Source organism: Streptomyces sp. NPDC002935 (assembly GCF_040611295.1).
In the GTDB taxonomy this organism is placed as follows: Bacteria; Actinomycetota; Actinomycetes; order Streptomycetales; family Streptomycetaceae; genus Streptomyces.
In genome coordinates this window covers 109,839-133,289 of sequence record NZ_JBEXNW010000001.1, presented here as the reverse complement: position 1 = coordinate 133,289, position 23,451 = coordinate 109,839, and the positions used below count along the sequence as shown (strand labels likewise).

Here is a 23,451-nt window from a genome sequence, read left to right as displayed (position 1 = left end):
CCGGGCATGCCTCACGATATGGAACACTGGTCTAGACAACCCTGAACACCTGAAGGGCAGCATCACATGGCTGAGCGCCGCGTCAACGTCGGCTGGACCGAGGGCCTCCACGCCCGGCCCGCCTCCATCTTCGTCCGGGCCGCCACGGCCTCCGGCATCCCCGTGACGATCGCCAAGGCCGACGGCAACCCCGTCAACGCGGCCTCCATGCTCGCGGTCCTCGGCCTGGGCGCCCAGGGCGGCGAGGAGATCGTCCTCGCGTCGGACGCCGAGAGCGCGGACATCGCCCTCGACCGTCTGGCGAAGCTGGTCGCCGAGGGGCTCGACGAGCTCCCCGAGACCGTCTGAGCCCACAAGGCGCCCAGGACACACGCGGCTGAGCCGCACCGCCCCTCCCCCGGGCGGTGCGGCTCAGCCGTTTTCCGTACCCCGCTCAGGAATTCCCGCGCGACCCGCGCGCCTCTCGCTGCGCGGACACAGAAATAGCGCGCGCCTGAATTCCTGGCACGCGAATAAAAGGGCATGAGAAATAGACCCCTGCCTAATATCCCTCTTTGTATACGGCGCCCGTGTTAATGACGCGGGCCCGTCATGTTTACGGGATGTTGCGAAGTCCTCACACGTTCCGGACGATCGCCGCCGCCGGGAAATCGGAGCCGGTGCGCGCCCATCGCCCGCTCGGTGTGCAGGGCCGTGATCGCGCGGGCCCGCTCGCTGTCGCCGCGGGCGACCGCGTCCACGATGCCGCCGTGCTCCGCCCAGGACTCCGCGGGGTTGGCCGGCGCCTCCACCGAGTACATCCAGGCGATCTTGTGCCGCAGCTGGGCGAGCGTGGAGCTCAGTGCGGGGCTTCCGGATGCCTGTGCGAGCGTCTCGTGGAACCAGCCGCCCAGTGAGCGCAGATCCTCGCTGTGGCCTCTCCTGGAGCGCTCCTGCCCCAACCTGACCAGGCCTCGGAGCACCTTCAGGTGAGCCTCCGTGCGGCGCTGGGCGGCCCTGGAGGCTCCCAGCGGTTCCAGCAGCATGCGCATCTCAAGGAGGTCCGCGGCCTCCTGCTCGGTGGGTTCCGCGACGCACGCGCCCGCGTGCCGGCGGGTGACCACGAAGCCCTCGGCCTCCAGCGTGCGCAGGGCCTCGCGCACGGGGACGCGCGAGACGCCGTAGCGCCGCGCGAGCAGTTCCTCGGTGAGCCGGCCGCCACGCTCGTAGACACCCGCGACGATGTCGTCACGGATCGCCGTGCATACCGAGTGCGCCGGAATACGCATGCCCGACCTCCGCTTTAATCCCCGCGAAACGCCATCGATTGACGCTTGTTCAGTGACTCTATTGCAGGGAGCCGGAATTTCCGATGGCAGGCCTGAATCCATGGATATTTTTTGGACAGACGGCCTCCGGAAACGATGATGCCCCGGCTCGGTGAGCCGGGGCATCGAAAGCGGTGGAGAAGCGGCGAAGAGGTCGTCAGACGTTGACGCCGTGCGAGCGCAGGTACGCGACGGGGTCCATGTCCGAGCCGTACTCGGCGGTCGTACGGGCCTCGAAGTGAAGGTGCGGTCCGGTGGTGTTGCCGGTGTCCCCGGAGAGCGCGATCTGCTGCCCCGGAGTGACCGTCTGACCCACGGACACACCGATGGACGAGAGGTGGCCGTACATGGTGTACGTGCCGTCGTGCATCTTGATCACGACTTGATTGCCGTAGGCGCCGCCCCAGCCGGCCGTGACGACCGTTCCGGAGCCGACGGAGTGCACCGAGGTGCCGTACGCGGCGTGGAAGTCGACGCCGGTGTGGCTGCCGGAGGACCAGAGGCTGCTGCTGGCCTGGTAGCCGGTGGAGACGTACGAACCGGTGATCGGCATGACGAAGGTGTTCAGGAGCTTGCGCTCGGCCTCGCGGGCGGCGCGCTCCTTGATCTCGCGGGACTTCGCGGCCTGCTCGGCGGCCTGCTTGCGCGCGACCTGCTCGGCCTGCTTCCGCGCGGCGGCCTCGGCGGCGGCGCGCTGCTGCGCGAAGGCCTGGGCGTCGATCTGGTCGGCGACCGAGTCGCCGATGGTGACGGCCTGGGTCAGCCCGGTCTGCTCGACGGAGGATTCCGCGGCGAACGCGGGGGCGGCCAGGGTGCCGATGACACCGGTGGTGGTGAGGGCCGCGACGCCGACGGCGCTCGTGGTGGTGCTGTGCACTCGGGTCGGACGACGGTGCTTCCCGGTGCCACAGGTGAACGCCATGTAGGGGCTGATCCTTTCCTTCCCTCTCGCCTACCGGGTTAGCTGACGGGTTCGGAGCAGGAAGGTCTCCTACGGACCCCCTCCGGGGAGGGTGTCCGATTCACCCCAGGGACTACGTGGGTCCCCGGCTCCCCTGGCTCGCGCCAAAGGGGGACTCGGCGATGGCTGTCCGGTGCCGCGGGCGCGGCGCAGTGCCTGACGAACAGTCGGAACGAAGCTAGTCGGGGTTTCTTTCGAACAACAAACGGATCACGGTTTTTGTAGCGCATCCCACAGGGCAGACAGGCAACCTCCGTACCAATCCGGACATCTTGGGAACGATGCCCGGGCACAAGAGGGCCCTGGTGACTCTTCAGTCACCAGGGCCCTCTTCGGTCGCGTGGGCTCTACTCCGCGGCCACCACGCTGACTTCACCGATTCCGAGAGCCTTGACGGGCTCCTCGATCTGCGCGGCGTCGCCCACCAGGACGGTCACCAGACGGTCCATCGGGAAGGCGCTCACGGCGGCCGCGGTGGCCTCCACCGTGCCCGTGGCGGCCAGTTGCTGATAGAGCGTCGCCTGGTAGTCGTCCGGCAGGTACTGCTCGACCTGGTCCGCGAGCGTGCTCGCGACGGCCGCCGCCGTCTCGAACTTGAGGGGCGCCACGCCCACCAGGTTCTGCACGGCGACATCGCGCTCCGCGTCGGTCAGCCCCTCGGCCGCGAGGGTGCGCAGCACCTTCCAGAGGTCGTCGAGCGCGGGACCGGTGTTCGGGGTGTCCACGGAGCCGCTGATGGCGAGCATCGCGACGCCCGTACCGTCCGGCGCGGCGCGCAGGACCTGGCCGAACGCCCGCACACCGTAGGTGTAGCCCTTCTCCTCGCGCAGGACGCGGTCGAGGCGCGAGGTGAGGGTGCCGCCGAGGCAGTAGGTGCCGAGCACCTGGGCGGGCCACACACGGTCGTGCCGGTCGGCGCCGACACGGCCGATGAGCAGCTGCGTCTGGACGGCGCCGGGGCGGTCGACGATGATCACGCGGCCGGTGTCGTCGGCGTTCACGGGCGGCACGGGACGCGGCTCGGCGGACGAACCGGTCCAGGAGCCGAGCGTCTCGCCGAGCAGCTCGTCGAGGTCGACACCGGTCAGGTCGCCCACGACAACAGCGGTGGACGTCGCGGGGCGTACGTACTTCTCGTAGAAGGCGCGTACGGCCGCGGAATCGATCTTCTGGACGGTCTCCTCGGTGCCCTGACGCGGGCGTGACATGCGCGCGCTCGCCGGGAACAGCTCCTTGGAGAGCTCCTTGGCGGCACGACGGGCCGGGTTGGCCGTCTCGTGAGGGATCTCGTCCAGCCGGTTGCGCACCAGCCGCTCGACCTCGCTGTCCGCGAACGCGGGTGCCCGCAGGGCGTCGCTGAGCAGGCCGAGCGCCTTGGCCAGACGCGAGACGGGCACTTCGAGGGACAGGCGTACGCCGGGGTGGTCGGCGTGCGCGTCGAGCGTGGCGCCGCAGCGCTCCAGCTCGGCGGCGAAGTCCTCGGCCGAGTGCTTGTCGGTGCCCTCGGAGAAGGCGCGCGACATGATCGTGGCGATGCCGTCCAGGCCCGCGGGCTCGGCGTCCAGGGGCGCGGCGAGGATCACCTCGACGGCGACGACCTGCTGGCCCGGGCGATGGCAGCGCAGCACGGTCAGACCGTTGTCCAGGGTGCCGCGCTCGGGGGCGGGAAAGGCCCACGGCTTGGGGCTGCCGGCCTGCGGCTGCGGGTGGAAGTCCATGGTGGCGAGCTCGGTCACTTCGCCGCCTCCTCGTCGGTGTCGTCAGCGGCGTCGGTGGCTTCGGCGGCGGTCGGCTCGTAGACGAGCACCGCGCGGTTGTCGGGGCGCAGGCGGGCCTTGGCGGCCTCCTGGACCTCTTCCGCCGTGACGTCGAGGACGCGCTGCACGGCGGTCAGGGCGAGCTGCGGGTCGCCGAACAGGACGGCGTACCGGCACAGTTCGTCGGCACGGCCCGCGACGGTGCCGAGCCGGTCCAGCCACTCGCGCTCCAACTGGGCCTGCGCGCGCTCCATTTCCTCGGCCGTGGGGCCCTCCTCGGCGAACCGGGCGAGCTCCTCGTCGACGGCGGCCTCGATGACCGGGACCTCGACGTCTCCGGACGTCTTCACGTCCAGCCACCCCAGGGAGGGTGCTCCGGCGAGACGCAGCAGGCCGAACCCGGCCGCGACAGCGGTGCGGTCACGGCGTACGAGCCGGTTGTAGAGCCGGGAGGACTCGCCGCCGCCGAGGACGGTGAGCGCGAGGTCGGCCGCGTCGCACGCGCGCGTGCCGTCCTCCGGGAGCCGGTAGGCGGCCATCAGGGCGCGCGCCGGGACCTCTTCCTCGACGACCTCGCGCAGCTGCTCGCCGATGGTGTCGGGCAGCGATCCGTCACGCGGGGCGGGCTTGTCGTCGTTCCCCTCGATGGAGCCGAAGTACTTCTCGACCCAGGCGAGCGTCTGCTCCGGGTCGATGTCGCCGACGACCGACAGAACCGCGTTGTTGGGCGCGTAGTAGGTGCGGAAGAAGGCGCGGGCGTCCTCCAGGGTGGCCGCGTCCAGGTCCGCCATCGACCCGATCGGGGTGTGGTGGTACGGGTGGCCCTCGGGATACGAGAGCGCGGTGAGCTTCTCGAACGCGGTGCCGTACGGGACGTTGTCGTAGCGCTGCCGGCGCTCGTTCTTGACGACGTCGCGCTGGTTCTCCATGGACTCGTCGTCCAGTGCCGCGAGCAGCGAGCCCATGCGGTCGGCCTCCAGCCAGAGGGCGAGCTCCAGCTGGTGGGTGGGCATGGTCTCGAAGTAGTTGGTGCGCTCGAAGCTCGTCGTGCCGTTGAGCGAGCCGCCGGCGCCCTGGACGAGTTCGAAGTGACCGTTGCCGTGAACCTGCTTGGAGCCCTGGAACATCAGGTGCTCGAAGAGGTGGGCGAGTCCGGTCCGGCCCTTGACCTCGTGCCGCGAGCCGACGTCGTACCAGAGGCACACCGCCGCGACCGGGGTCAGATGGTCCTCGGAGAGCACCACGCGCAGGCCGTTGGCCAGGCGGTGCTCGGTCGCTGTCAGGCCGCCGGAGCCTGCCTCAGCTGTGGCCGTGTGACCCATGGGCATGTACGTCCCTTCGATCGCGGAACTGCGTCATTCCTGTCGGTCCTGCCACTGTATGCAAGCGCGCGGACGGCTGGCGAAGTTCCCGCACCTCGTACGCCGAGAGCGAGACTTACGCGTGTCCCTGACACAACCCGGAGAACCCTCCGAGGAGCACCACGGACGGTCCGGTGGCCGCCGAGTACCGGGGCCGGGGGCCGCCGCGTACCAGGCCCGGGGGCCGCTCGGGAGCGGTCCCGGCGGCGCCCGCGGAGCGCGCCGGAGAGTCGCTACGGACGGGTCGCGGTCCGCGTTGTCAGTGGGGCGGTCCACAATGGTGCGCGTCAGAACCCGTTCATGCCCCGGCAGAGACTGTGAAGGAGCCGCAGCAGCGATGGCCCGCCGCAGCACGAAGACCCCGCCGCCCGACGACTCGTACGAGGAGAAGATCCTCGACATCGACGTCGTGGACGAGATGCAGGGCTCCTTCCTCGAATACGCGTACTCGGTCATCTACTCGCGAGCCCTGCCGGACGCCCGCGACGGCCTCAAGCCGGTGCACCGTCGCATCGTGTACCAGATGAACGAGATGGGCCTGCGCCCCGACCGCGGCTATGTGAAGTGTGCCCGCGTCGTCGGCGAGGTCATGGGTAAGCTCCACCCGCACGGCGACGCGTCGATCTACGACGCTCTGGTGCGTCTGGCGCAGCCCTTCTCCATGCGCCTGCCCCTGGTCGACGGCCACGGCAACTTCGGTTCGCTCGGCAACGACGACCCGCCGGCCGCGATGCGTTACACCGAGGCCCGGATGGCCGACGCGACGTCGTTGATGACCGAGTCCATCGACGAGGACACGGTCGACTTCTCGCCCAACTACGACGGCCAGGAGCGGGAGCCGGTGGCCCTTCCGGCCGCCTTCCCGAACCTACTGGTCAACGGCTCGTCGGGGATCGCGGTCGGCATGGCCACCAACATGCCGCCGCACAACCTCGGCGAGGTCATCGCCGCCGCCCGCCACCTCATCCGGTACCCGGCCGCCGACCTCGAGACGCTGATGAAGCACGTCCCGGGGCCCGACCTGCCCACCGGCGGCCGGATCGTCGGCCTCTCCGGGATCCGGGACGCGTACGAGACGGGCCGCGGCACCTTCAAGATCCGCGCCACGGTGTCGGTGGAGGACGTCACGGCGCGCCGCAAGGGCCTCGTCGTCACGGAACTGCCCTTCACCGTCGGCCCGGAGAAGGTGATCGCCAAGATCAAGGACCTGGTCGGCGCGAAGAAGCTCCAGGGCATCGCCGACGTCAAGGACCTCACGGACCGTGCGCACGGACTGCGCCTGGTCATCGAGATCAAGAACGGTTTCGTACCGGAGGCGGTCCTCGAACAGCTCTACAAGCTGACGCCGATGGAGGAGTCCTTCGGCATCAACAACGTGGCACTGGTGGACGGCCAGCCGCTCACCCTGGGCCTCAAGGAGCTGCTGGAGGTCTACCTCGACCACCGCTTCGAGGTCGTGCGCCGCCGCAGCGAGTTCCGCCGCACCAAGAAGCGCGACCGGCTGCACCTGGTCGAGGGTCTCCTCGTCGCTCTCCTGGACATCGACGAGGTCATCCGCCTCATCCGCTCCAGCGACAACTCGGCGCAGGCCAAGGAACGCCTGATCGAGCACTTCTCGCTCTCCGAGATCCAGACGCAGTACATCCTGGACACGCCGCTGCGCCGCCTCACCAGGTTCGACCGCATCGAGCTGGAGTCGGAGCGCGACCGGCTCAACGGCGAGATCGACGAGCTGACCGGCATCCTGGATTCCGACGCGGAGCTGCGCAAGCTGGTCTCCGGCGAACTGGCCGCAGTGGCCAAGAAGTTCGGCACCGACCGGCGCACGGTGCTCCTGGAGTCCGCCGGCAGCCCGGCCGCGACGGTCTCGCTCCAGGTCGCCGACGACCCGTGCCGGGTGCTGCTGTCCTCGACCGGACTGCTGGCGCGCACGGCGACCGGTGACCCCTTCGGGGAGGACCCGGAGGGCAAGCGCACCAAGCACGACGTGATCGTCTCCGCGGTGCCCACGACGGCACGCGGCGAGGTCGGTGCGGTCACGTCCCTGGGCCGCCTCCTCCGCCTGAACGTGATCGACCTCCCGCGGCTGCCCGAGACGGCGTCGGCGCCCAATCTCTCCGGGGGCGCTCCGATCTCGGAGTTCCTGTCCTCCCTGGAGCCGGACGAGACGGTGATCTGTCTGGCGACGCTCGACGAATCGTCACCGGGTCTCGCGCTCGGCACGGAGCAGGGTGTCGTCAAGCGTGTGGTTCCCGACTACCCCTCGAACAAGGAGGAGTTGGAGGTCATCACCCTCAAGGACGGCGACCGGATCGTCGGCGCGGTCGAGCTGCGCACCGGCGAGGAGGACCTGGTCTTCATCACGGACGACGCCCAGTTGCTGCGCTATCAGGCCTCGCAGGTCCGCCCGCAGGGCCGTGCCGCGGGCGGCATGGCTGGTATCAAGTTGACGGACGGCGCGAAGGTGATCTCCTTCACCGCCGTCGACCCCGCGGTCGACGCGGTGGTGTTCACGGTGGCGGGTTCGCGCGGGACACTGGACGACTCCGTCCAGACCACGGCCAAGCTGACCCCCTTCGACCAGTACCCGCGCAAGGGCCGCGCCACAGGCGGTGTGCGCTGCCAGCGGTTCCTGAAGGGCGAGGACTGCCTGTCGCTGGCCTGGGCCGGTCCGACGCCGGGACGCGCGGCTCAGAAGAGCGGCATGCCCGTCGACCTGCCGGAGATCGACCCGCGCCGTGACGGCTCGGGCCTGTCGCTGGGGAAGACGGTGTCGGTGGTGGCGGGCCCGGTGTAGTCCGCGGTCAGCCCTCCGGGCTCGGCTCCTGTACGTAGCGGAGGACGCCCCACATGCTGTGTTCGTCGGCGTGTGGGGCGTCCTCTTTGCACGCCTCCAGCTCCTTGCTCAGTGCGGCCGTGTCGATTCCTGAGCCGATGAGGACGAGCTGGGTGAGCCGGCCCTCCGCACTGGTCCAGGGCTCCGGATAGAACCGCAGGAACCGTCCGACGGCGTGCACGGCGTACCGGTTGCGGGTGTCCTGGACGCCGAAGTCCACGTACCCCTTGATCCGGTAGAGCCCTTCCGGCCTGCTGTCGAGGAAGGCCATCAACCGCCGTGGGCCCAGCGGCACTTCGGAGGAGAAGGAGAGCGATTCGTAGGCGGAGTGCAGATGGCCCAGGTGGCCGCGCTCGTCATGACCGCCCTCCCCCGGGTCGCCTTCCTCGTGATCGTGGAGATCGTCGAAGGACAGCTGTCCGATGCGTTCCTCGCTGGGCCTGCAGTCGAAGAGGAACTCCGGATCGACACGGCCGTAGGTGGCGGGGACGACCGCGGCGCGATCGGCGAGTTCCCGGACGGCGCGCAGCACGCGCTCGCCGTCGTCGGCCCGGTCGATCTTGTTGACGACGACGAGATCGGCCAGGGCGAGGTGCCGGTCGATCTCGGGATGCTTCTCGCGGGTGCCGGCGAACTCGGCGGCGTCGACGACCTCGACGAGCCCTCCGTACACGATGCCCGGATGCTCGCTGGCGAGCACCATGCGCACGAGTTCCTGAGGTTCTGCGAGCCCGCTCGCCTCGATGACGATGACATCGATACGGGCGGAGGGTTGAGCGAGTCGATCCAGATATTGATCAAGCTCGCCGACATCGACCGCGCAACACAGACACCCGTTGCCGAGGGAGACGGTGGAATCGCCGAGCGCGCCGGCCACCGCCATCGCGTCGATCTCGATCGCCCCGAAGTCATTGACGACGGCTCCGATACGGCTGCCGCCGCTGCGGTGCAGGAGATGGTTGAGCAACGTGGTCTTGCCGGAGCCCAGGAAACCGGCGAGAACGATGACCGGGATCTGCCGGGGACTCGGCCGACTCACCATGCGCCCTCTCTGAACCTGTGCGCGCACCGGCTCACGGGACCGGCGTTCACGCGGGGAATGAATGCCGACCCAGCATACGAGCTGGAGGAAACGGCCCCGAAGTGAACGATTGTTAGCGGCGCTCGCGGGGCACACGTTGGACATGGCGCCGGTATACGCGACCCACACATCCCTCCGTGCGCCTCCTCTCCGCCTCCCTGCCGATCAGAGCCGCTCGGCAACACTGGGAGACGGCAAGCGCGCCGCCCACCGCTCGCCGGTCCGCTCCCTGTCGCCCCACAACCGACGACCGGCGGACGGTCGCCTGATTCGGGGGTTGACATGGCCACACAGAATTCCGCGATACGGAGGCTCGGCTCGGTCGCCCGGGCCGGGCTCGGCGTCGCGGCGCACGCCGTGACGGATCGAAGCTCACGGCAGCGCAGACGTGCCGTGCTCACCGAGCAGCACCGCCTCCATTTCGACCTGCTGTGCAAGGCCATGGACGATCCCGCACTCGCGGCCGTCCTCAACACGTACGAGACGGAGATCAGCCCCGAGAAGCAGCGCCAGTACCTCTTCGCGAACGCCCTTTACATCAACGCTCTGTACTTCCATCGGATCGGGGCGCTGGACCGCGCGGAGCTTCACGGCCACTTCCGCATCATGTGCCAGAACCGGATTTTCCGGGAGTACTGGTCGGCAACCGAGCATCACCGCAAGAGCCTGCCCGATTCCTCTGATGAGGCCCAACTGGGCCGGATGATGGACACGCTGATCCAGGATCAGACGGATGGCGACGCCGACGAGTGGTGGGTCGTGGGTGAGCCGGACGAGGAATAGTCCCGGTGTCTCGCGCAGGTCGGTACACTCGCGCGCCGGACCCGACCGTCGCACCCCCTCGCACGCCCCTGTGCGCCCTTTGGTCCCCCGATGAGTACCAAGAGCCCCAATACCATCTCCGGCCCAAGCGGAGCAGTCGAGATTCACTCGACTGCTTGGTAGCTTTGCGCACCACGAGCAACGGAACTTGGCTAAGTTGGCGCCTGCTCAGATCTCTGAGCACTCCGGCCCAACACCCCTGCGCTCGGAGACCCAGGACTCCGGGCGAACATCTCCGCTCGGAGTCCCTCACATGCCGAGAAACCTCGCTCGGACGACACCACAGCCCTGACTAAGATTTCCGAGCATAAGGTTGGTACCACTCCGTGAAGATCGTGCGACGTGTCGGGGCTACTCCACGTGAGCGCGGCAGCGCTACAGGCCAGTCCTGCCCCGACATCTTCGAGCTCAGCGACGGCAGCTTCGCCGTCATTGGGCGCGAGGCCACCCAGGAGCTCGACCCTGAGCTCCCGCCCGACGCCTCACGAGCGGACTACGAGCGGATCGTGATCATCACCCGCGAGACGCTGTTGCGCGCCAAGAAAGACATCCCGGACGCCTGACTGACACCGGACCAGGGCTTGCCCGCGGAGTGGCGCGGGTCTGGTCGCACGACAGCAGACGGGAAGATCGCCCCCTTCTGACTTCCCTTGAATCGCTTCGAGAGAATCCTTTCGACCACGACGCAGAGGCCCGGCATCACCACGACGCCGGGCCCTTGACGCGTAGCCGCACGCCGGGTTCCACGCGTGTCGGCAGCCGGTACCTTAACGGGTCAACCACTGGATGACGTCAGCCCGCCGTCGGCACCGCCACCGGCGGGACCGGCCCCACATAGCGGGCCGCCGGGCGGATGATCTTCGAGTCTTCCGCCTGTTCCAGGACGTTCGCACTCCAGCCGACCACGCGGGCGGCGGCGAACGTGGGGGTGAACATCTCGCGGGGCAACCCACAGAGCTCCATGACCACACCGGCATAGAACTCCACGTTGGTGTGCAACTCGCGGCCCGGTTTGAGTTCGGCCAGGATCGCCTCCACCTGTCGTTCCACTTCGACGGCGAAGTCGACGAGCGGGCCTCCGAACCCCTGGGCTATACCGCGGAGCATGCGTGAACGCGGGTCCTCCGTGCGGTAGACGGGGTGCCCGAAGCCCATGATGCGATCGCCGGCGAGAACACGTTCGCGGATCCAGGGGTCGATACGGTCGGGTGTCCCGATCGCGTCGAGTGTGTCCAGGGCACGACTGGGAGCACCTCCGTGGAGCGGGCCGGAGAGAGCCCCGACCGCACCTACGAGACAGGCCGCCACATCCGCGCCGGTCGACGCGATCACCCGCGCCGTGAAGGTTGATGCATTGAATCCATGATCAATGGTTGAGATGAGGTACTGCTCAACCGCACGAGCACGGGCCGCGTCCGGCTCCGAACCCGTCAACATGTACAGGTAGTTGGCTGCGTAGCCGAGGTCCTCGCGCGGCTCCACCGGCTCCAGCCCCTGTCCGAGCCGGTACAGCGCGGTGAGCAGCGTCGGCACGGCCGCCGTCGCCGCGAGGCCGTCGTCGCGGCGCCGCTCGGCGTCGATGTCGTACACCGGACGGAACCCCAGCGAGGCTCCGAGCAGCGACAACGCGGTGCGCAGCCCGGCGAGCGGTCCCGACATGCCGGTCGCCTCCGCGATCGCGGGCAGGGCGGCGCGCACGTCGTCCGGCAGTCTGCGCAACCCGGCGGTCCGCTCGGTGAAGGCGGCACGGCGAGCCTCGTCGGGCAGCTCACCGTGGGCCAGCAGATGCCAGACGTCCTCGAAGGCGCGGGCCTGTGCGAGGTCGACGGCCGAGTACTGGCGGTAGTGGTAAAAGCCCTCCATCCCCCTGACGTCACCCAGTTCGGTGTCGGTGACGACGACGCCCGCGAGTCCTCGCGGTACGTCGACAGAGGTGGACGCGGCCCGGTTGATCGGCATGTTTCCTCCCTGGACTTGATTCGACTGTCCATGCTTGACTCTATAGCTGTCAATATTGATCCAATCAATACACTGATCCACAGATACGGTGGCGCTCATGAGGGATCGAGAAGCCGCAACGTCAGGGCACGAGGGCCGACGGCTCACCACCAAGGAGACAGCCGAACTGCTCGGCGTGAAGCCGGAGACCGTGTACGCCTACGTGAGCCGCGGTCAGCTCAGCAGCAGGCGGGAGCCGGGAGGGCGCGGGAGCACGTTCGACACCAAGGAGGTGGAGGCACTCGCGCGGCGCAACAGGCGGGAGGGCGGCGGCAGTCCGAGCGTCGGCGGCGAGCTCTCCGTCCGTACCCGCATCACCCTGATCGACAAGGACCGGTACTACTTCCGGGGCGTCGACGCGACGGAACTGGCCGCGCGGTACTCCTACGAAGAGATCGCCGAATGGCTGTGGACCGGTGAGCTGCGCCCCGGTGTCACGTTCACGGCCCCGGAGGCGTCCGCGGCCGCCGCCCGGCGCAGCGTCGAGTCGCTGCCCGAGCACAGCGGCCCGACCGACCGGCTGCGCGTCGCGGCGATCGCCGCCGCGGTGGCCGACCCATTGCGTTTCGACCTCTCCGAGAGCGCCGTACTCGGCACCGGGCGCACCCTCATTCCCACGCTCGTCGCCGCCCTTCCCTCCGTACGTCACGACCACCGCGACGAGGGCCCACTGGCCCATCGGCTGTGGGCACGGCTCACCGGACGCACAGCCGACGACGCGTCACTGCGCGTGCTGGACACCGCACTCGGGCTGCTCGCCGACCACGACCTGGCGGCCTCGACGCTGGCGGTCCGGGTCGCCGCGTCGGCCCGCGCCCACCCGTACGCCGCCGTGTCGGCGGGCCTCGGCGTCCTCGAAGGGCCCCTGCACGGGGCGGCCAGCGGGCTCGCGCACAGGCTGCTGCTCGACGTACTGGACCAGGGCACCGCCGCTCCTGTGGTCGCCGACGAACTGCGCGCCGGACGCCGTGTCCCGGGACTCGGCCATCGGCTGTACCCCGGCGAAGATCCACGCGCGCGTGCCCTGTTCGCGCTTCTTGAGGAAGTGCCCGGTGCCGCGCCCGCCCTGGCGGCGGCCCAGGACGTGGTGACCACCACGGCCCGCCACGCGCCCCTGCACGCCAATGTCGACCTGGCCCTGGCCGCCTTCACGGTCTCCTCCGGCATGCCGGCCTCCGCGGGAGAGACGATCTTCGCTGTCGCCCGGACGGCGGGCTGGATCGCCCACACCCTGGAGGAGTACGCGGAGCGCCCCTTGCGGATGCGACCGAGCGGGAACTACGTGGGCGAGCGACCCCCGCAGCCGCTCCCCGGCTAGGACCTGTCCGGTCGATCACGGCGGAGACGCGGGGCGAGCCGCAAGCACTCTCCCCGCGCGCGCTTCCCCAGCCGGACCGTGCGCCTGGACCACCCCGGGCGCGCCCCGTCCACGCGGCTGGAAGGCGCCCTGGAAGTCGCCCTGGGCCAAGTCAGGTTAGGCTCACCTCTGTGAGTATGTGCACGACCGCGTCGCGGCACCTCGACGAGCCCCTCGCGGGGACCGCGGCCACCGCGAGGACATGGCTGCTGATCGAGCAGCCCGGACCCTGGGGTGCCAAGGCGCTCACTTCGAGCCACCTGGATCCCACGCTCGGCCGTGCCCTCGAAGCGGCCGCGCAGGGCACAGGGGTACGGATCGCGCTCATCCGCCGTCCAGGGCGCCATGCCGACTGCGGTACGCCCGCCGAGCGGCATGTGTACGCCGCCCACACAACTCCGGGAAACGTATGGCTGCACGGCGCCATGACGCGTGATCCCGAGGAGGTACTCGGCCTCGACCTCGCCGAGCTCGGCAACGGTGACCCGCGCTCCTTCGACGAGGTCCTCCACGGGCGGCCCCACACCGACGATCCGCTCGCCCTCGTCTGCACCAACGGCAAGCGCGACCGCTGCTGCGCCCTGCTCGGACGCCCCCTCGCGGCGGAACTGGCCGCTTCCGGCGTGCACGGCACTTGGGAGGTCACTCATCTGGGCGGTCATCGTTTCTCGCCCACAGTGCTCGTCCTCCCGTACGGGTACGCGTACGGCCGTGCCGAGGCCCACGCCGTCAAGGAGGTCCTCCAGGGCGTCCGGGAGGGCCGTGTCGTCACCGAGGGCTGTCGCGGGAACTCCGCCTGGGAACGCCCCGGCCAGGCGGCCGAACTGGCCGTACGCACGGCTTCCGGAGAGCATTCCGCCGATGTCCTGACGGTGGTCCGTACGGACGGCGCAGCGCCGCGCTGGGAGGTGACCGTGGCCCACGCCGACGGCCGCCTGTGGCGCGTCATCGTCGCGCAGGGCGCCTCGCTGCCGCCCCGCCCGGAGAGCTGCGGCTCGGCACTGGGTTCACCCGCCCGGATGGACGTGGTGGCCGTACGGCAACTGGAGCAGACGGCTGTCCCCGTGGCCTGCTGAGGGCCCTGGTCCCCAACGCCCCGAACCTGACCCCTCCGGCTCCCTCCGCACGATCCGCGACGCCCTCGCTCCCCGACGGCCCGGTCCGGTATTCGTCGACTGGCTCACCCATTGATCAAGAGATCCACGCCACACTCCCTTCGGAGGGGCGCGCACGCCCCCGTACCGTCATGGGCATGAGCCCCACTCCCCCCGCACGACGACTGCGCCTCGGTCTTCCGCGGCGAGTGTTCTCACAAGTGCTCTTGATGCAGATCGCGATCGCGGCGGGAGTCGCTGTACTCGCCACCGGGCTGTTCCTGGCGCCGCTGAGCGCGCAGCTGGACGACCAGGCCATGCAGCGTGCACTCGCGATCGCGCGGACCACGGCCGCGCAGCCGCAGATCGCCCTGGACCTCCAAAGGACACCTCCCTCCACGACCGGCCCCGTGCAGGCCGAGGCCGAGCGGATACGGAAGGCGAGCCGTGCCGAGTACGTCGTCGTGATGGACATGCGGCACATCCGCTGGTCGCACAGGAACCCTGCTGAAATCGGCAAACCGGTCTCGACGGACCCTGCCCGGGCCCTGGCCGGCAAGGACGTCATGGAGATCGACACCGGAACGCTGGGCCGCTCCGCACGGGGCAAGGTGCCGCTGCGTGACGCCGACGGCAGGATCGTCGGCGCGGTGTCGGTGGGAATCAAGTACGACAGTGTGCGGGCTCGGTTGATCGACGCGATCCCGGGCTTGTTCGCCTACGCGGGCGGGGCCATGGCCGTCGGTGCGCTGGCCGCGTACCTGATCTCCCGCAGGGTCCAGCGGCAGACCCGCGACCTGGCCTTCTCCGATATCTCGGCGCTGCTGGCGGAGCGCGAGGCGATGCTGCACGGCATCCGGGAGGGCGTGGTCGCGCTGGACCGCGAAGGTCGCGTACGCCTTCTGAACGACGAGGCGCAGCGGCTGCTGGGGGTCGGCGCCGAGGCCATCGGGCAGCCGCTCGACGACGCGCTGGGCCCGGGCCGTACGACGGATGTGCTGGCCGGGCGCGTCACCGGCACCGACCTGCTCACCGTTCGCGGCCAGCGTGTCCTGGTGGCCAACCGGATGCCCACCGAGGACGGCGGCGCGGTCGCCACCTTGCGCGACCGGACCGAACTCGAGCAGCTCGGCCGCGAGCTCGACTCCACGCACGGCCTGATCGACGCGCTGCGCGCGCAGGACCATGAGCACGCCAACCGCATGCACACGCTTCTGGGGCTGCTCGAACTGGAGATGTACGACGACGCCGTGGAGTTCGTCGGGGAGGTGGTCGGCGACCACAGGGTCACCGCGGAGCAGGTCACCGAGAAGATCCACGACCCGCTGCTCGCCGCCCTGCTGGTAGGCAAGGCGACCGTGGCGGCCGAGCGTGGCGTGGCGCTGTGGATCTCGGACCGGACGCTGCTGCCGGATCGGTTGATCGACCCGCGAGGGCTCGTCACCGTCGTCGGGAACCTCGTGGACAACGCGCTGGACGCCGTCGCGGGCACGCCCCACGCGCGCGTGGAGGTCGAATTGCGCTTCGAGGGACGCACCGCCGTGCTGCGGGTACGGGACACCGGGCCCGGTATCCCGGAGGGGCGGCGGGAGTTGATCTTCACGGACGGCTGGAGCACCAAGAAGCCCCCTGCGCACGGCAAGCGTGGAATCGGCCTCTCCTTGGTGCGGCGCCTCGCCGAGCGGCAGGGCGGCAGCGCGGAGGTGGCCGATGCGGACGGCGGAGGCGCGGAGTTCACGGTCGTCCTGCCGGAGGCACTGACCGACCCGGCACTCGCACCGGAGGACGCGGTGGCACCGGATGGCGGGGGAGCACTGGACGACACGGTGGCGCTGAACGACGGGCTCACGACGGGGAACGGACCCACCCCCGCCCACCTCCTCGCCCCCGTCCCCGTCCCCGGTCAGGAACCAGGAGTCGTACGACAGCTCCCTCCTCCGGGGACCGCCGATACCTCCCTCGCCGCCACCGGAGCCATCAGGAACGCCAAGGACGCCGAGGACGCCGAGGACGCCGAGGACGCCGAGGACGCCAGGGAGGAGTCGCGATGATCGAGGTCCTGGTCGTGGACGACGACACACGGGTCGCGCGCGTCAACGCCGCCTACGTGGAGAAGGTGCCCGGCTTCCATGTCGCGGGCGAGGCGCACAGCGCCGCCGAGGCGTTGCGCCGGATGGAGGCGCTGCCGCGCCTGGACCTGGTCCTCATGGACCACTATCTGCCGGACGAGACAGGCCTCGCGGTCGTCCAGGAGATGCGCCGCCGGGGCCTCCAGACCGATGTGATCATGGTGACCGCGGCCCGTGACATCTCGACCGTCCAGGCGGCGCTGCGCCAGGGCGCACTCCAGTACCTGGTCAAGCCGTTCGCGTTCGCTGGGCTGCGCGCCAAACTGGAGGCATACGCGGAGCTGCGACGCACTCTCGACGGCGGCGGCGAAGCCGAACAGTCCGAGGTGGACCGGATTTTCGGGGCCTTCTCGGCGCGCGCCGAACCCGATCTGCCCAAGGGGCACTCGCCTCCGACCGCCGAGCTCGTACGGCGCGCCCTGCTGAGCGCGGAGGGCCCGTTGTCGGCCCAGGAGGTCGCGGAGGAGACCGGACTGAGCCGGCAGACCGCACAGCGCTATCTGAAGCTCCTGGAGCGTATGGGGAGGGCCAGGCTGACCCTCAGATACGGCGACGCGGGCCGCCCGGAGCATCGCTACGTCTGGGCGACCCGCGCCTGAGGACACGACCGACGAGGCGGCACGGCGGCGCACGCGTCGCGCGTACGACTGCCGGGAGAGCACAGTCGTACGCGCGACGGGTCAGCTCGACACGCTGCCGGCCGGCGTGCGGTCAGCCGGCCGCCTTCTTCACGAACTCCGTGGTGTAGGTCTTGCTCAGGTCCACATCGGCGTTCTTGATGTTGGGGTTGAACGCCTTGAGTACCTTCTCCACGGTCTCGGGGCCGTTCTCTGGCATGACGCCGTCCTCGGTGAACATCGGCAGCGTGCTCTGGATCGCCCCGGCGTACAGCGTCTTGTTGCCCTGGGAGTAGTCATCGGGCATCTTGGCGGCGATGTCGGAGGCACTGTGCGTGGACATCCACCGAAGCGTCTTCACGAAGGCGTTCGCCAGCTTCTGGACCGTCGCCTTGTGACCGTTGACCCAGTCCGTCTGCATGTAGAGGCTGGACGAGGGGTACGGCCCGCCGAGCGCCTCCTGCGAGCCCTCGGGCGTCCGCATGTCGATGAGTACCTTGCCGAGGTTCTTCTCCATGACCGTGGCGACGGTGGGGTCCGTCGTCATGCCACCGTCGATGGCGCCCTGCTGCAGAGCGGAGACGAACGTCGGTCCGGCGCCGACCGCGACCGGAGTGAACTCGCTGACCTTCACCCCGTTCTTGACCGCGAGGTACTTCGTGAGGAAGTCGGTCGAGGAACCGAGTCCGGTGACACCGAGCTTCCTGCCCTTGAAGTCCTTGGGTGAAGTGATGTCGCCCGAGCGCTTGTTGGAGACGATCTCGACCTCACCCGGAGCGTGCGAGAACTGCACGACGGACTCGACGGCCTTGCCCTTGGTCTGCAGGTCGAGCGTGTGGTCGTAGAAGCCGACGGCCCCCTGCACCTGCCCCGAAACGAGGGCGGTCTCGGCCTGGACACCGGCCGGCTCGCTGAGGAGTTGGACGTCGAGACCCTCGTCCTGGAAGTAGCCGAGCCGCTGGGTGAGCATCGCCGGCAGGTAGATGACCTTGTCCAGGCCGCCGACCATGATCTTGACGTGCTCCCCCTTGCCGCCTCCCCCGCCGCTGCCGGAGTCGGCCGTGGTGCTCGCCGCGTCATTGGCGCAGGCGGTGAGCGAGGTGAGAGCGAGCAGACCGGCGGCTGCCAGCGCGGAGTATCTGGCGGTCTTGCGCATGGTGGTTCACGTCCTTGTGAGTGGAGGAGAGGTCGTGCGTGCGTACGGCGGTGCCTGCGTACGGAGGGATCGTGCGTGCCTACGGGCGGGTTCGTGCGTGCCTGCCCAGCGGGGCCGGCGGGGTCAGCGGGGTCAGCGGTCGGATTCCGACGGCTTCCAGCGGAAGATGCGGCGTTCGCCGAAGGTCAGCAGCCCTTCGGCGAGGAGGGCGACGACGGCGAGGATGACCATCGCGGCGTACACCCCGGCCGCGTTGAAGGTGCCCTGCGACTGCGCGACGAGCAGGCCGATGCCCTTGGTGGCGCCGATGTACTCGCCCACGATCGCGCCGATGAGCGCGAAGCCGAAGCTGACGTGGAGGCTGGTGAAGATCCACGAGGTGGCGGACGGAATGACGACCTGAAGCGTCACCCGGCGGTCGCTCGCGCCGAGGATCCGGGCGTTGGCCACCAGGTTCCTGTCGACCTCCCGGGCGCCCTGGAAGGCGTTGAAGAACACCGGGAAGAAGACGAGCACCACGGCCGAGGCGACCTTGGAGGCCGGTCCGAGCCCGAACCAGATCACGAAGATGGGCGCAAGGACAATCCTCGGTATGGAGTTGAGCACCTTGATGTATGGACCAAGAATGTCTGCGAGCAAGGTGATCCGCCCCAGGGCGATGCCGAAGATCACGCCGGCGATCACACCGATGACCCAGCCGAGCAGGGCCTCGTGAAGCGTGTACCAGATCTGCTCGCCCAGGGAGCCGAGCGCGGTTCCGTGGGTCACCCAGGTGTGGATCTGTTCCCAGATCTTCGAGGGCATCGAGAAGTTGAACGGGTCGATGACCTTGGCCCGCGAGAGCACCTCCCACAGACCGAGCACGGCGACCAGGAGCAGCACCCGGGCGGCGCCCACCACGATCTTGCGTCTGCGGGCGGCACGGGCGCGGGAGTGCGCGCGGCCCGGGATCTTGGCCGTGTCGACGACCGGCGTGCTGAGTACCTCAGGCGACATGAGCGGCACCCCTCTCGCGGGTGATGCGGACCTCTTCGCCGAGGGACTCCCAGATCTCGCGGTAGATCTCGATGAACCGCGGTTCCAGGCGCACCGATTCGACCTTGCGGGGACGCGGCAGATCGATGTCGAAGACCTGCTTCACGGTCGCGGGGCCCGCGGTCATCACGACGACCTTGTCGGCGAGCGCGATGGACTCCTCCAGGTCGTGGGTGACGAAGACGACCGACGCGCCCGTGCCTTCCCACAGTTCGAGCAGTTCGTCGGACATCAGCGCCCTGGTCTGCACGTCGAGAGCCGAGAAGGGCTCGTCCATCAGCAGGATCTCGGGGTCGTTGACGAAGGTCGCGGCGAGGGCGACGCGCTTGCGCTGGCCGCCGGAGAGCTGGTGCGGATAGCGGTCCTCGAACGCGGTGAGTCCGACCCGGGCGAGCCATTCCCGGGCCCGCTCCTTCGCCTCCGCCTTGGGCACGCCGCGGAAGCGGGGCCCGGCCATCACGTTGGACAGGACCGTACGCCAGGGGAAAGTGGCGTCCTGCTGGAAGACGAAGCCGACCTTTGCGCCGACGCCGGCGACCGGCTCTCCGGCGACCAGGACCTCGCCCTCGGTGGGCTCCTCAAGACCGCTGACCAGGGTCAGCGTGGTGGACTTCCCGCAGCCGGTGGGGCCGACGACGGCCACGAACTCGCCCCGGCCGATGGTCAGGTCAAGCTCCCTGACGGCCGTGTGCAAACCCCCCGACGGGGTCTTGAAGATCTTGCTCGCGCCCCGCAGCTCGATGGCGGGGCCGGTGTCTGTGCTCATGGCCGGGACCGTAGATGTGGCGCGGGCCACAGCGTCAGTCTTCTGGGCGCAAGGAATTCTTCTGCTCGCAAGAGACTGTTGTGCTCATTTTGCTCGCGCTACAACAGCGGAGCCGAAACACGGGCGCAACACTCGCCCAGGCCTTGAGAGAAAGAGGCCCGATGATTGACGTCCTGGTCGTGGACGACGACTTCCGCGTCGCCGAGATCAACGCGAGGTACGTGGGGAAGGTTCCCGGATTCCGGGTGGCCGCCCGCGCGCACAGTGCCGCCCAGGCCCTGGCCGCGGTCGAGCGTGCGCCCATGGACCTGGTGCTGCTCGACCACTATCTGCCGGACCGGACGGGCCTCGAACTCGTCCACCAGATGCGGGAAAAGGGTCAAGGCACCGACGTCATCATGATCACCGCGGCCGGCGATGTGGCCACCGTCCAGGCGGCGATGCGTCTGGGCGCCCTGCACTACCTGGTCAAGCCGTTCACCTTCACCGCCCTGCGCACCCGCCTCGACTCGTACGCCGCCCTGCGCCGCACCGTCGACCGGGTGGGCGGCCGCGGCGTGGCGGGCCAGGAGCAGGTCGACCGGATCTTCGGCGCCCTGCGCACCGCGCCCGCGCCGTCCTCCCCCGGGCTGCCCAGCGGTCATTCCGAGCCGACGACGGACCTGATCTGCGACGTGCTGCACCACGCGAGCCACCCGCTGTCGGCCCACGAAGTGGCCGGCGAGACCGGCCTCAGCCGATCCACCGCCCAGCGCTATCTGCGCCACCTTGAGCAGGCGGGACGACTGCGCCTCTCCCTCAAGTACGGCGACACAGGACGCCCCGAACACCGCTACGCGTGGGTGGCGCCTTGAGCACCTTGAACCCACACAGCCAAGGCCGGAGGCTGTCCTGTGGATCACGCCGCGGACGCGGGACCCCGCAAGCCCCTCCGGGGCGTACCCGTCCACGGCGCGAACATCCGTTGCGTGCACGCCGCGACGGGTCCGTCCGAGGCCCGTGCCATGGACAGCGAGTACGGCCGCCACCATGGCGCACCTCCCCATAACGGGCCCCAGGATGGTCGCGTACGCCGCTCAGAGCGCCCTCAGACGGCCCCGGCGCCCGTGAGCGCGCGGACTTCGATCTCGGCGTGCTTGGCCTCGTCCGGCGGCTCCGCCGAGGTGACGGTGCCGAGCCAGCCCGCGAGAAAGCCCAGGGGGATCGAGACGAGACCCGGGTTCTGGAGCGGGAAGTACTGGAAGTCAACGCCCGGGAACAGTGATTCGGGGCTCCCCGAAACCACCGGCGACAACAGCACGAGCAACAGGGAGGGCACCAGGCCGCCGTATACGGCCCATACGGCACCGCGCGTCGTGAAGGACCGCCAGAACAGGGAGTACAGCAGCACCGGCAGGTTCGCGGACGCGGCGACCGCGAAGGCGAGGCCCACCAGGAAGGCCACGTTGAGGTCTCGGGCGAGGAGACCCAGGGCGATGGCGATCACGCCGATGCCGACCGACGCGGCGCGCGCCACCGCGACCTCGCTGTGCGGCTTCGCGTGGCGGCGACGCATCGAGGCATACAGGTCGTGGGCCACGGCTGCCGAGGACGCGAGCGTGATCCCGGCGACCACCGCGAGGATGGTGGCGAAGGCGATGGCGGCGACGATCGCGAACAGAACCGTTCCACCCGTGGAGTTGGCTCCGCCGCCCAGATCGAGGGCCAGCAACGGAACCGCGGTGTTCCCCGCGGCGTTGGACCCGCGCACCGCCTCCGGACCGACGACGGCGGCCGCGCCGAAGCCCAGCACGATCGTCATCAGGTAGAAGCCGCCGATGAGCCCGATCGACCACACCACCGAGCGCCGCGCGGCTCGCGCCGTCGGCACGGTGTAGAAGCGCGACAGGATGTGCGGCAGTCCGGCGGTGCCGAGCACCAGCGCGAGCCCGAGGCTCATGAAGTCGAAGCGCGCCGTCCAGTCCCCGCCGTACCTCAACCCGGGCGCGAGAAAGGCCTTGCCGTGGCCGCTGCGCTCCGCAGCCGAACGCAGCAGTTCGTTGATGTCCCCGTGAAACCGCATCAGGACCAGCACGGTGAGCGTGACGGTCCCGCTCAGCAACAGAACCGCCTTGACGATCTGGATCCAGGTGGTCGCCCGCATCCCTCCCATCGACACATAGATCACCATGAGCGCGCCGACACCGATCACCGTCCAGTTGCGCGCCGCGTCGCTCGTACCTCCCAGGAGCAGCGAGACCAGGCTGCCCGCACCCACCATCTGCGCCACCAGATACAGAACGGACACCACCACGGAGGAAGTTCCGGCCGCGATCCGAACCGGCCGCTCGTCCATCCGAGCCGCGACGACGTCGGCGAGCGTGAACCGCCCGCAGTTGCGCACCAGTTCGGCGACCAGGAACAGAACGACCAGCCAGGCCACGAAGAATCCCACGACGTACAGCAGTCCGTCGTAGCCATACAGCGAGATGAGTCCGGTCACTCCGAGGAAGGAAGCGGCCGACATGTAGTCCCCGGAAATGGCAAAACCATTCTCCATCGGCGAGAACAACCGCCCGCCGACATAGAACTCCTCCGCCGAACCATGCCGGTTGCGACTCACCCACGTCGTGATCGCCAGCGTCACCGCGACGAACGCGCTGAACAGCAGCAGCGCCAGGGTCTGATGGTTGCCGCTCACCGCTCACCACCTCTGGCGTTCCGCGTCAGCTCCTGGGTGTCCCAGCGCAGATCCAGCGCCGCCCGGTCCCTGCGCAACCGCGCGTGCCGTGCGTAGGCCCACGCGAGCAGAAAGGTCGTGAGGAACTGCCCGAGCCCCGCGAGCAGCGCCACGTTCACCGCGCCGGCGACCGGCCGCGCCATGAACCCCGGCGCCGTCGTCGCGGTCACCACATAGGCCACGTACCAGGTGAAGAAGACGGCGCCGGCCGGGATCACGAACCTGCGGTACCGACCGCGCACTTCCTGGAAGGCAGCACTGCGCTGGACCTCCAGATAGACGTCGGCCGCCCCGCCCGTTCGACCTTCGTGCTCCGAGCGGGCTGCCGGCACGGCGGGAGCGAGCGCACCCGTGCCGTCCACCTCACCCCAGCCGGAAGCGAGCGCGTCGTACCAGGGGTCCTCGAACCGGACCTCCCCCGTGCCGCCGCCGTCGTGCTTGTCCACCGAACTCTC

20 protein-coding genes and 1 riboswitch are annotated in these 23,451 nt (G+C 69.5%); of the genes, 9 read left to right on the top strand and 11 right to left on the bottom strand.

Features of this window, described 5'->3' with window-relative positions; translation table 11 throughout:
- Positions 1–66: 66 nt before the first annotated feature.
- Entirely contained in the window at positions 67–348 is a 282-nt protein-coding gene (locus ABZX90_RS00525; RefSeq protein WP_351121478.1) for an HPr family phosphocarrier protein, read from the top strand.
- 224 nt (positions 349–572) lie between these two features.
- Here the strand turns inward: ABZX90_RS00525 and ABZX90_RS00520 are convergent, their stop codons facing one another.
- The 4 genes from ABZX90_RS00520 to ABZX90_RS00505 form a co-directional block, all read right to left on the bottom strand.
- Positions 573–1,268 carry a GntR family transcriptional regulator gene (locus ABZX90_RS00520; protein WP_351121480.1) on the bottom strand — a complete coding sequence of 232 codons (696 nt, stop codon included), beginning with the start codon at positions 1,266–1,268 and terminating at the stop codon, positions 573–575.
- A gap of 196 nt (positions 1,269–1,464) precedes the next feature.
- Complete coding sequence (locus ABZX90_RS00515) at positions 1,465–2,229, bottom strand: M23 family metallopeptidase (protein ID WP_351121482.1); 765 nt, start codon at positions 2,227–2,229, stop codon at positions 1,465–1,467.
- A 12-nt stretch (positions 2,230–2,241) separates the two neighbouring features.
- Positions 2,242–2,400, bottom strand: a riboswitch (cyclic di-AMP (ydaO/yuaA leader).
- 215 nt (positions 2,401–2,615) lie between these two features.
- Positions 2,616–4,004, bottom strand: coding sequence for a pitrilysin family protein (locus ABZX90_RS00510; protein WP_351121483.1), 1,389 nt, complete (start codon positions 4,002–4,004; stop codon positions 2,616–2,618).
- Positions 4,001–5,353, bottom strand: coding sequence for a pitrilysin family protein (locus ABZX90_RS00505; RefSeq protein ID WP_351121485.1), 1,353 nt, complete (start codon positions 5,351–5,353; stop codon positions 4,001–4,003). Before ABZX90_RS00505 ends, ABZX90_RS00510 begins: the two co-directional genes overlap by 4 nt.
- Positions 5,354–5,723: 370 nt before the next feature.
- Here ABZX90_RS00505 and ABZX90_RS00500 point away from each other — a divergent pair, with 370 nt between their 5' ends.
- Positions 5,724–8,183 (top strand): DNA topoisomerase IV subunit A, encoded by a 2,460-nt coding sequence (locus ABZX90_RS00500; protein WP_351121487.1) that lies wholly within the window; start codon positions 5,724–5,726, stop codon positions 8,181–8,183.
- A gap of 7 nt (positions 8,184–8,190) precedes the next feature.
- Here ABZX90_RS00500 and ABZX90_RS00495 read toward each other — a convergent pair whose 3' ends face one another.
- Positions 8,191–9,264 carry a GTP-binding protein gene (locus tag ABZX90_RS00495; protein WP_351121489.1) on the bottom strand — a complete coding sequence of 358 codons (1,074 nt, stop codon included), beginning with the start codon at positions 9,262–9,264 and terminating at the stop codon, positions 8,191–8,193.
- 321 nt (positions 9,265–9,585) lie between these two features.
- On the opposite strand from ABZX90_RS00495, the gene ABZX90_RS00490 reads away from it, so the two are divergent.
- Positions 9,586–10,086 carry a DUF6082 family protein gene (locus tag ABZX90_RS00490; protein ID WP_351121491.1) on the top strand — a complete coding sequence of 167 codons (501 nt, stop codon included), beginning with the start codon at positions 9,586–9,588 and terminating at the stop codon, positions 10,084–10,086.
- Positions 10,087–10,451: 365 nt separating this feature from the next.
- The gene (locus tag ABZX90_RS00485) at positions 10,452–10,688 is read left to right on the top strand and encodes a hypothetical protein (RefSeq protein ID WP_351121493.1); all 237 of its coding nucleotides are present in this window, start codon (positions 10,452–10,454) and stop codon (positions 10,686–10,688) included.
- A gap of 229 nt (positions 10,689–10,917) precedes the next feature.
- Here ABZX90_RS00485 and ABZX90_RS00480 read toward each other — a convergent pair whose 3' ends face one another.
- Positions 10,918–12,084, bottom strand: a complete 1,167-nt coding sequence (locus ABZX90_RS00480) for a citrate synthase/methylcitrate synthase (protein ID WP_351121495.1) — start codon at positions 12,082–12,084, stop codon at positions 10,918–10,920.
- Positions 12,085–12,181: 97 nt separating this feature from the next.
- Between ABZX90_RS00480 and ABZX90_RS00475 the strand changes: the two genes are divergently transcribed.
- The 4 genes from ABZX90_RS00475 (at position 12,182) to ABZX90_RS00460 (ending at position 17,302) form a co-directional block, all read left to right on the top strand.
- Positions 12,182–13,441: a citrate synthase family protein gene (locus ABZX90_RS00475; protein WP_355200537.1), complete on the top strand. Its 1,260-nt coding sequence runs from the start codon at positions 12,182–12,184 to the stop codon at positions 13,439–13,441.
- 170 nt (positions 13,442–13,611) lie between these two features.
- Entirely contained in the window at positions 13,612–14,556 is a 945-nt protein-coding gene (locus ABZX90_RS00470) for a sucrase ferredoxin (RefSeq protein ID WP_351121499.1), read from the top strand.
- Positions 14,557–14,732: 176 nt separating this feature from the next.
- Complete coding sequence (locus ABZX90_RS00465; protein WP_355200535.1) at positions 14,733–16,625, top strand: sensor histidine kinase; 1,893 nt, start codon at positions 14,733–14,735, stop codon at positions 16,623–16,625.
- Positions 16,622–17,302: a response regulator gene (locus ABZX90_RS00460; protein ID WP_351121503.1), complete on the top strand. Its 681-nt coding sequence runs from the start codon at positions 16,622–16,624 to the stop codon at positions 17,300–17,302. Before ABZX90_RS00465 ends, ABZX90_RS00460 begins: the two co-directional genes overlap by 4 nt.
- Before the next feature lie 112 nt (positions 17,303–17,414).
- Here the strand turns inward: ABZX90_RS00460 and ABZX90_RS00455 are convergent, their stop codons facing one another.
- From ABZX90_RS00455 to ABZX90_RS00445, 3 genes are all read right to left on the bottom strand, one after another.
- A complete protein-coding gene (locus ABZX90_RS00455) occupies positions 17,415–18,476 on the bottom strand; it encodes an ABC transporter substrate-binding protein (protein ID WP_355200533.1) in 1,062 nt (353 codons plus the stop codon).
- Between the two features lie 132 nt (positions 18,477–18,608).
- Positions 18,609–19,472, bottom strand: coding sequence for an ABC transporter permease (locus tag ABZX90_RS00450; protein WP_351121505.1), 864 nt, complete (start codon positions 19,470–19,472; stop codon positions 18,609–18,611).
- Positions 19,462–20,277 (bottom strand): ABC transporter ATP-binding protein, encoded by an 816-nt coding sequence (locus ABZX90_RS00445; RefSeq protein ID WP_351121507.1) that lies wholly within the window; start codon positions 20,275–20,277, stop codon positions 19,462–19,464. The genes ABZX90_RS00450 and ABZX90_RS00445 overlap by 11 nt, the downstream gene beginning before the upstream one ends.
- Before the next feature lie 161 nt (positions 20,278–20,438).
- On the opposite strand from ABZX90_RS00445, the gene ABZX90_RS00440 reads away from it, so the two are divergent.
- Positions 20,439–21,131, top strand: coding sequence for a response regulator (locus ABZX90_RS00440; RefSeq protein WP_351121509.1), 693 nt, complete (start codon positions 20,439–20,441; stop codon positions 21,129–21,131).
- A gap of 233 nt (positions 21,132–21,364) precedes the next feature.
- On the opposite strand, the gene ABZX90_RS00435 is transcribed toward ABZX90_RS00440, so the two are convergent.
- Positions 21,365–22,957, bottom strand: coding sequence for a cation acetate symporter (locus ABZX90_RS00435; protein ID WP_351121512.1), 1,593 nt, complete (start codon positions 22,955–22,957; stop codon positions 21,365–21,367).
- On the bottom strand, positions 22,954–23,442 hold the full coding sequence (locus ABZX90_RS00430; protein ID WP_351121515.1) for a DUF485 domain-containing protein: 489 nt from the start codon (positions 23,440–23,442) through the stop codon (positions 22,954–22,956). Before ABZX90_RS00430 ends, ABZX90_RS00435 begins: the two co-directional genes overlap by 4 nt.
- Positions 23,443–23,451: the final 9 nt, after the last annotated feature.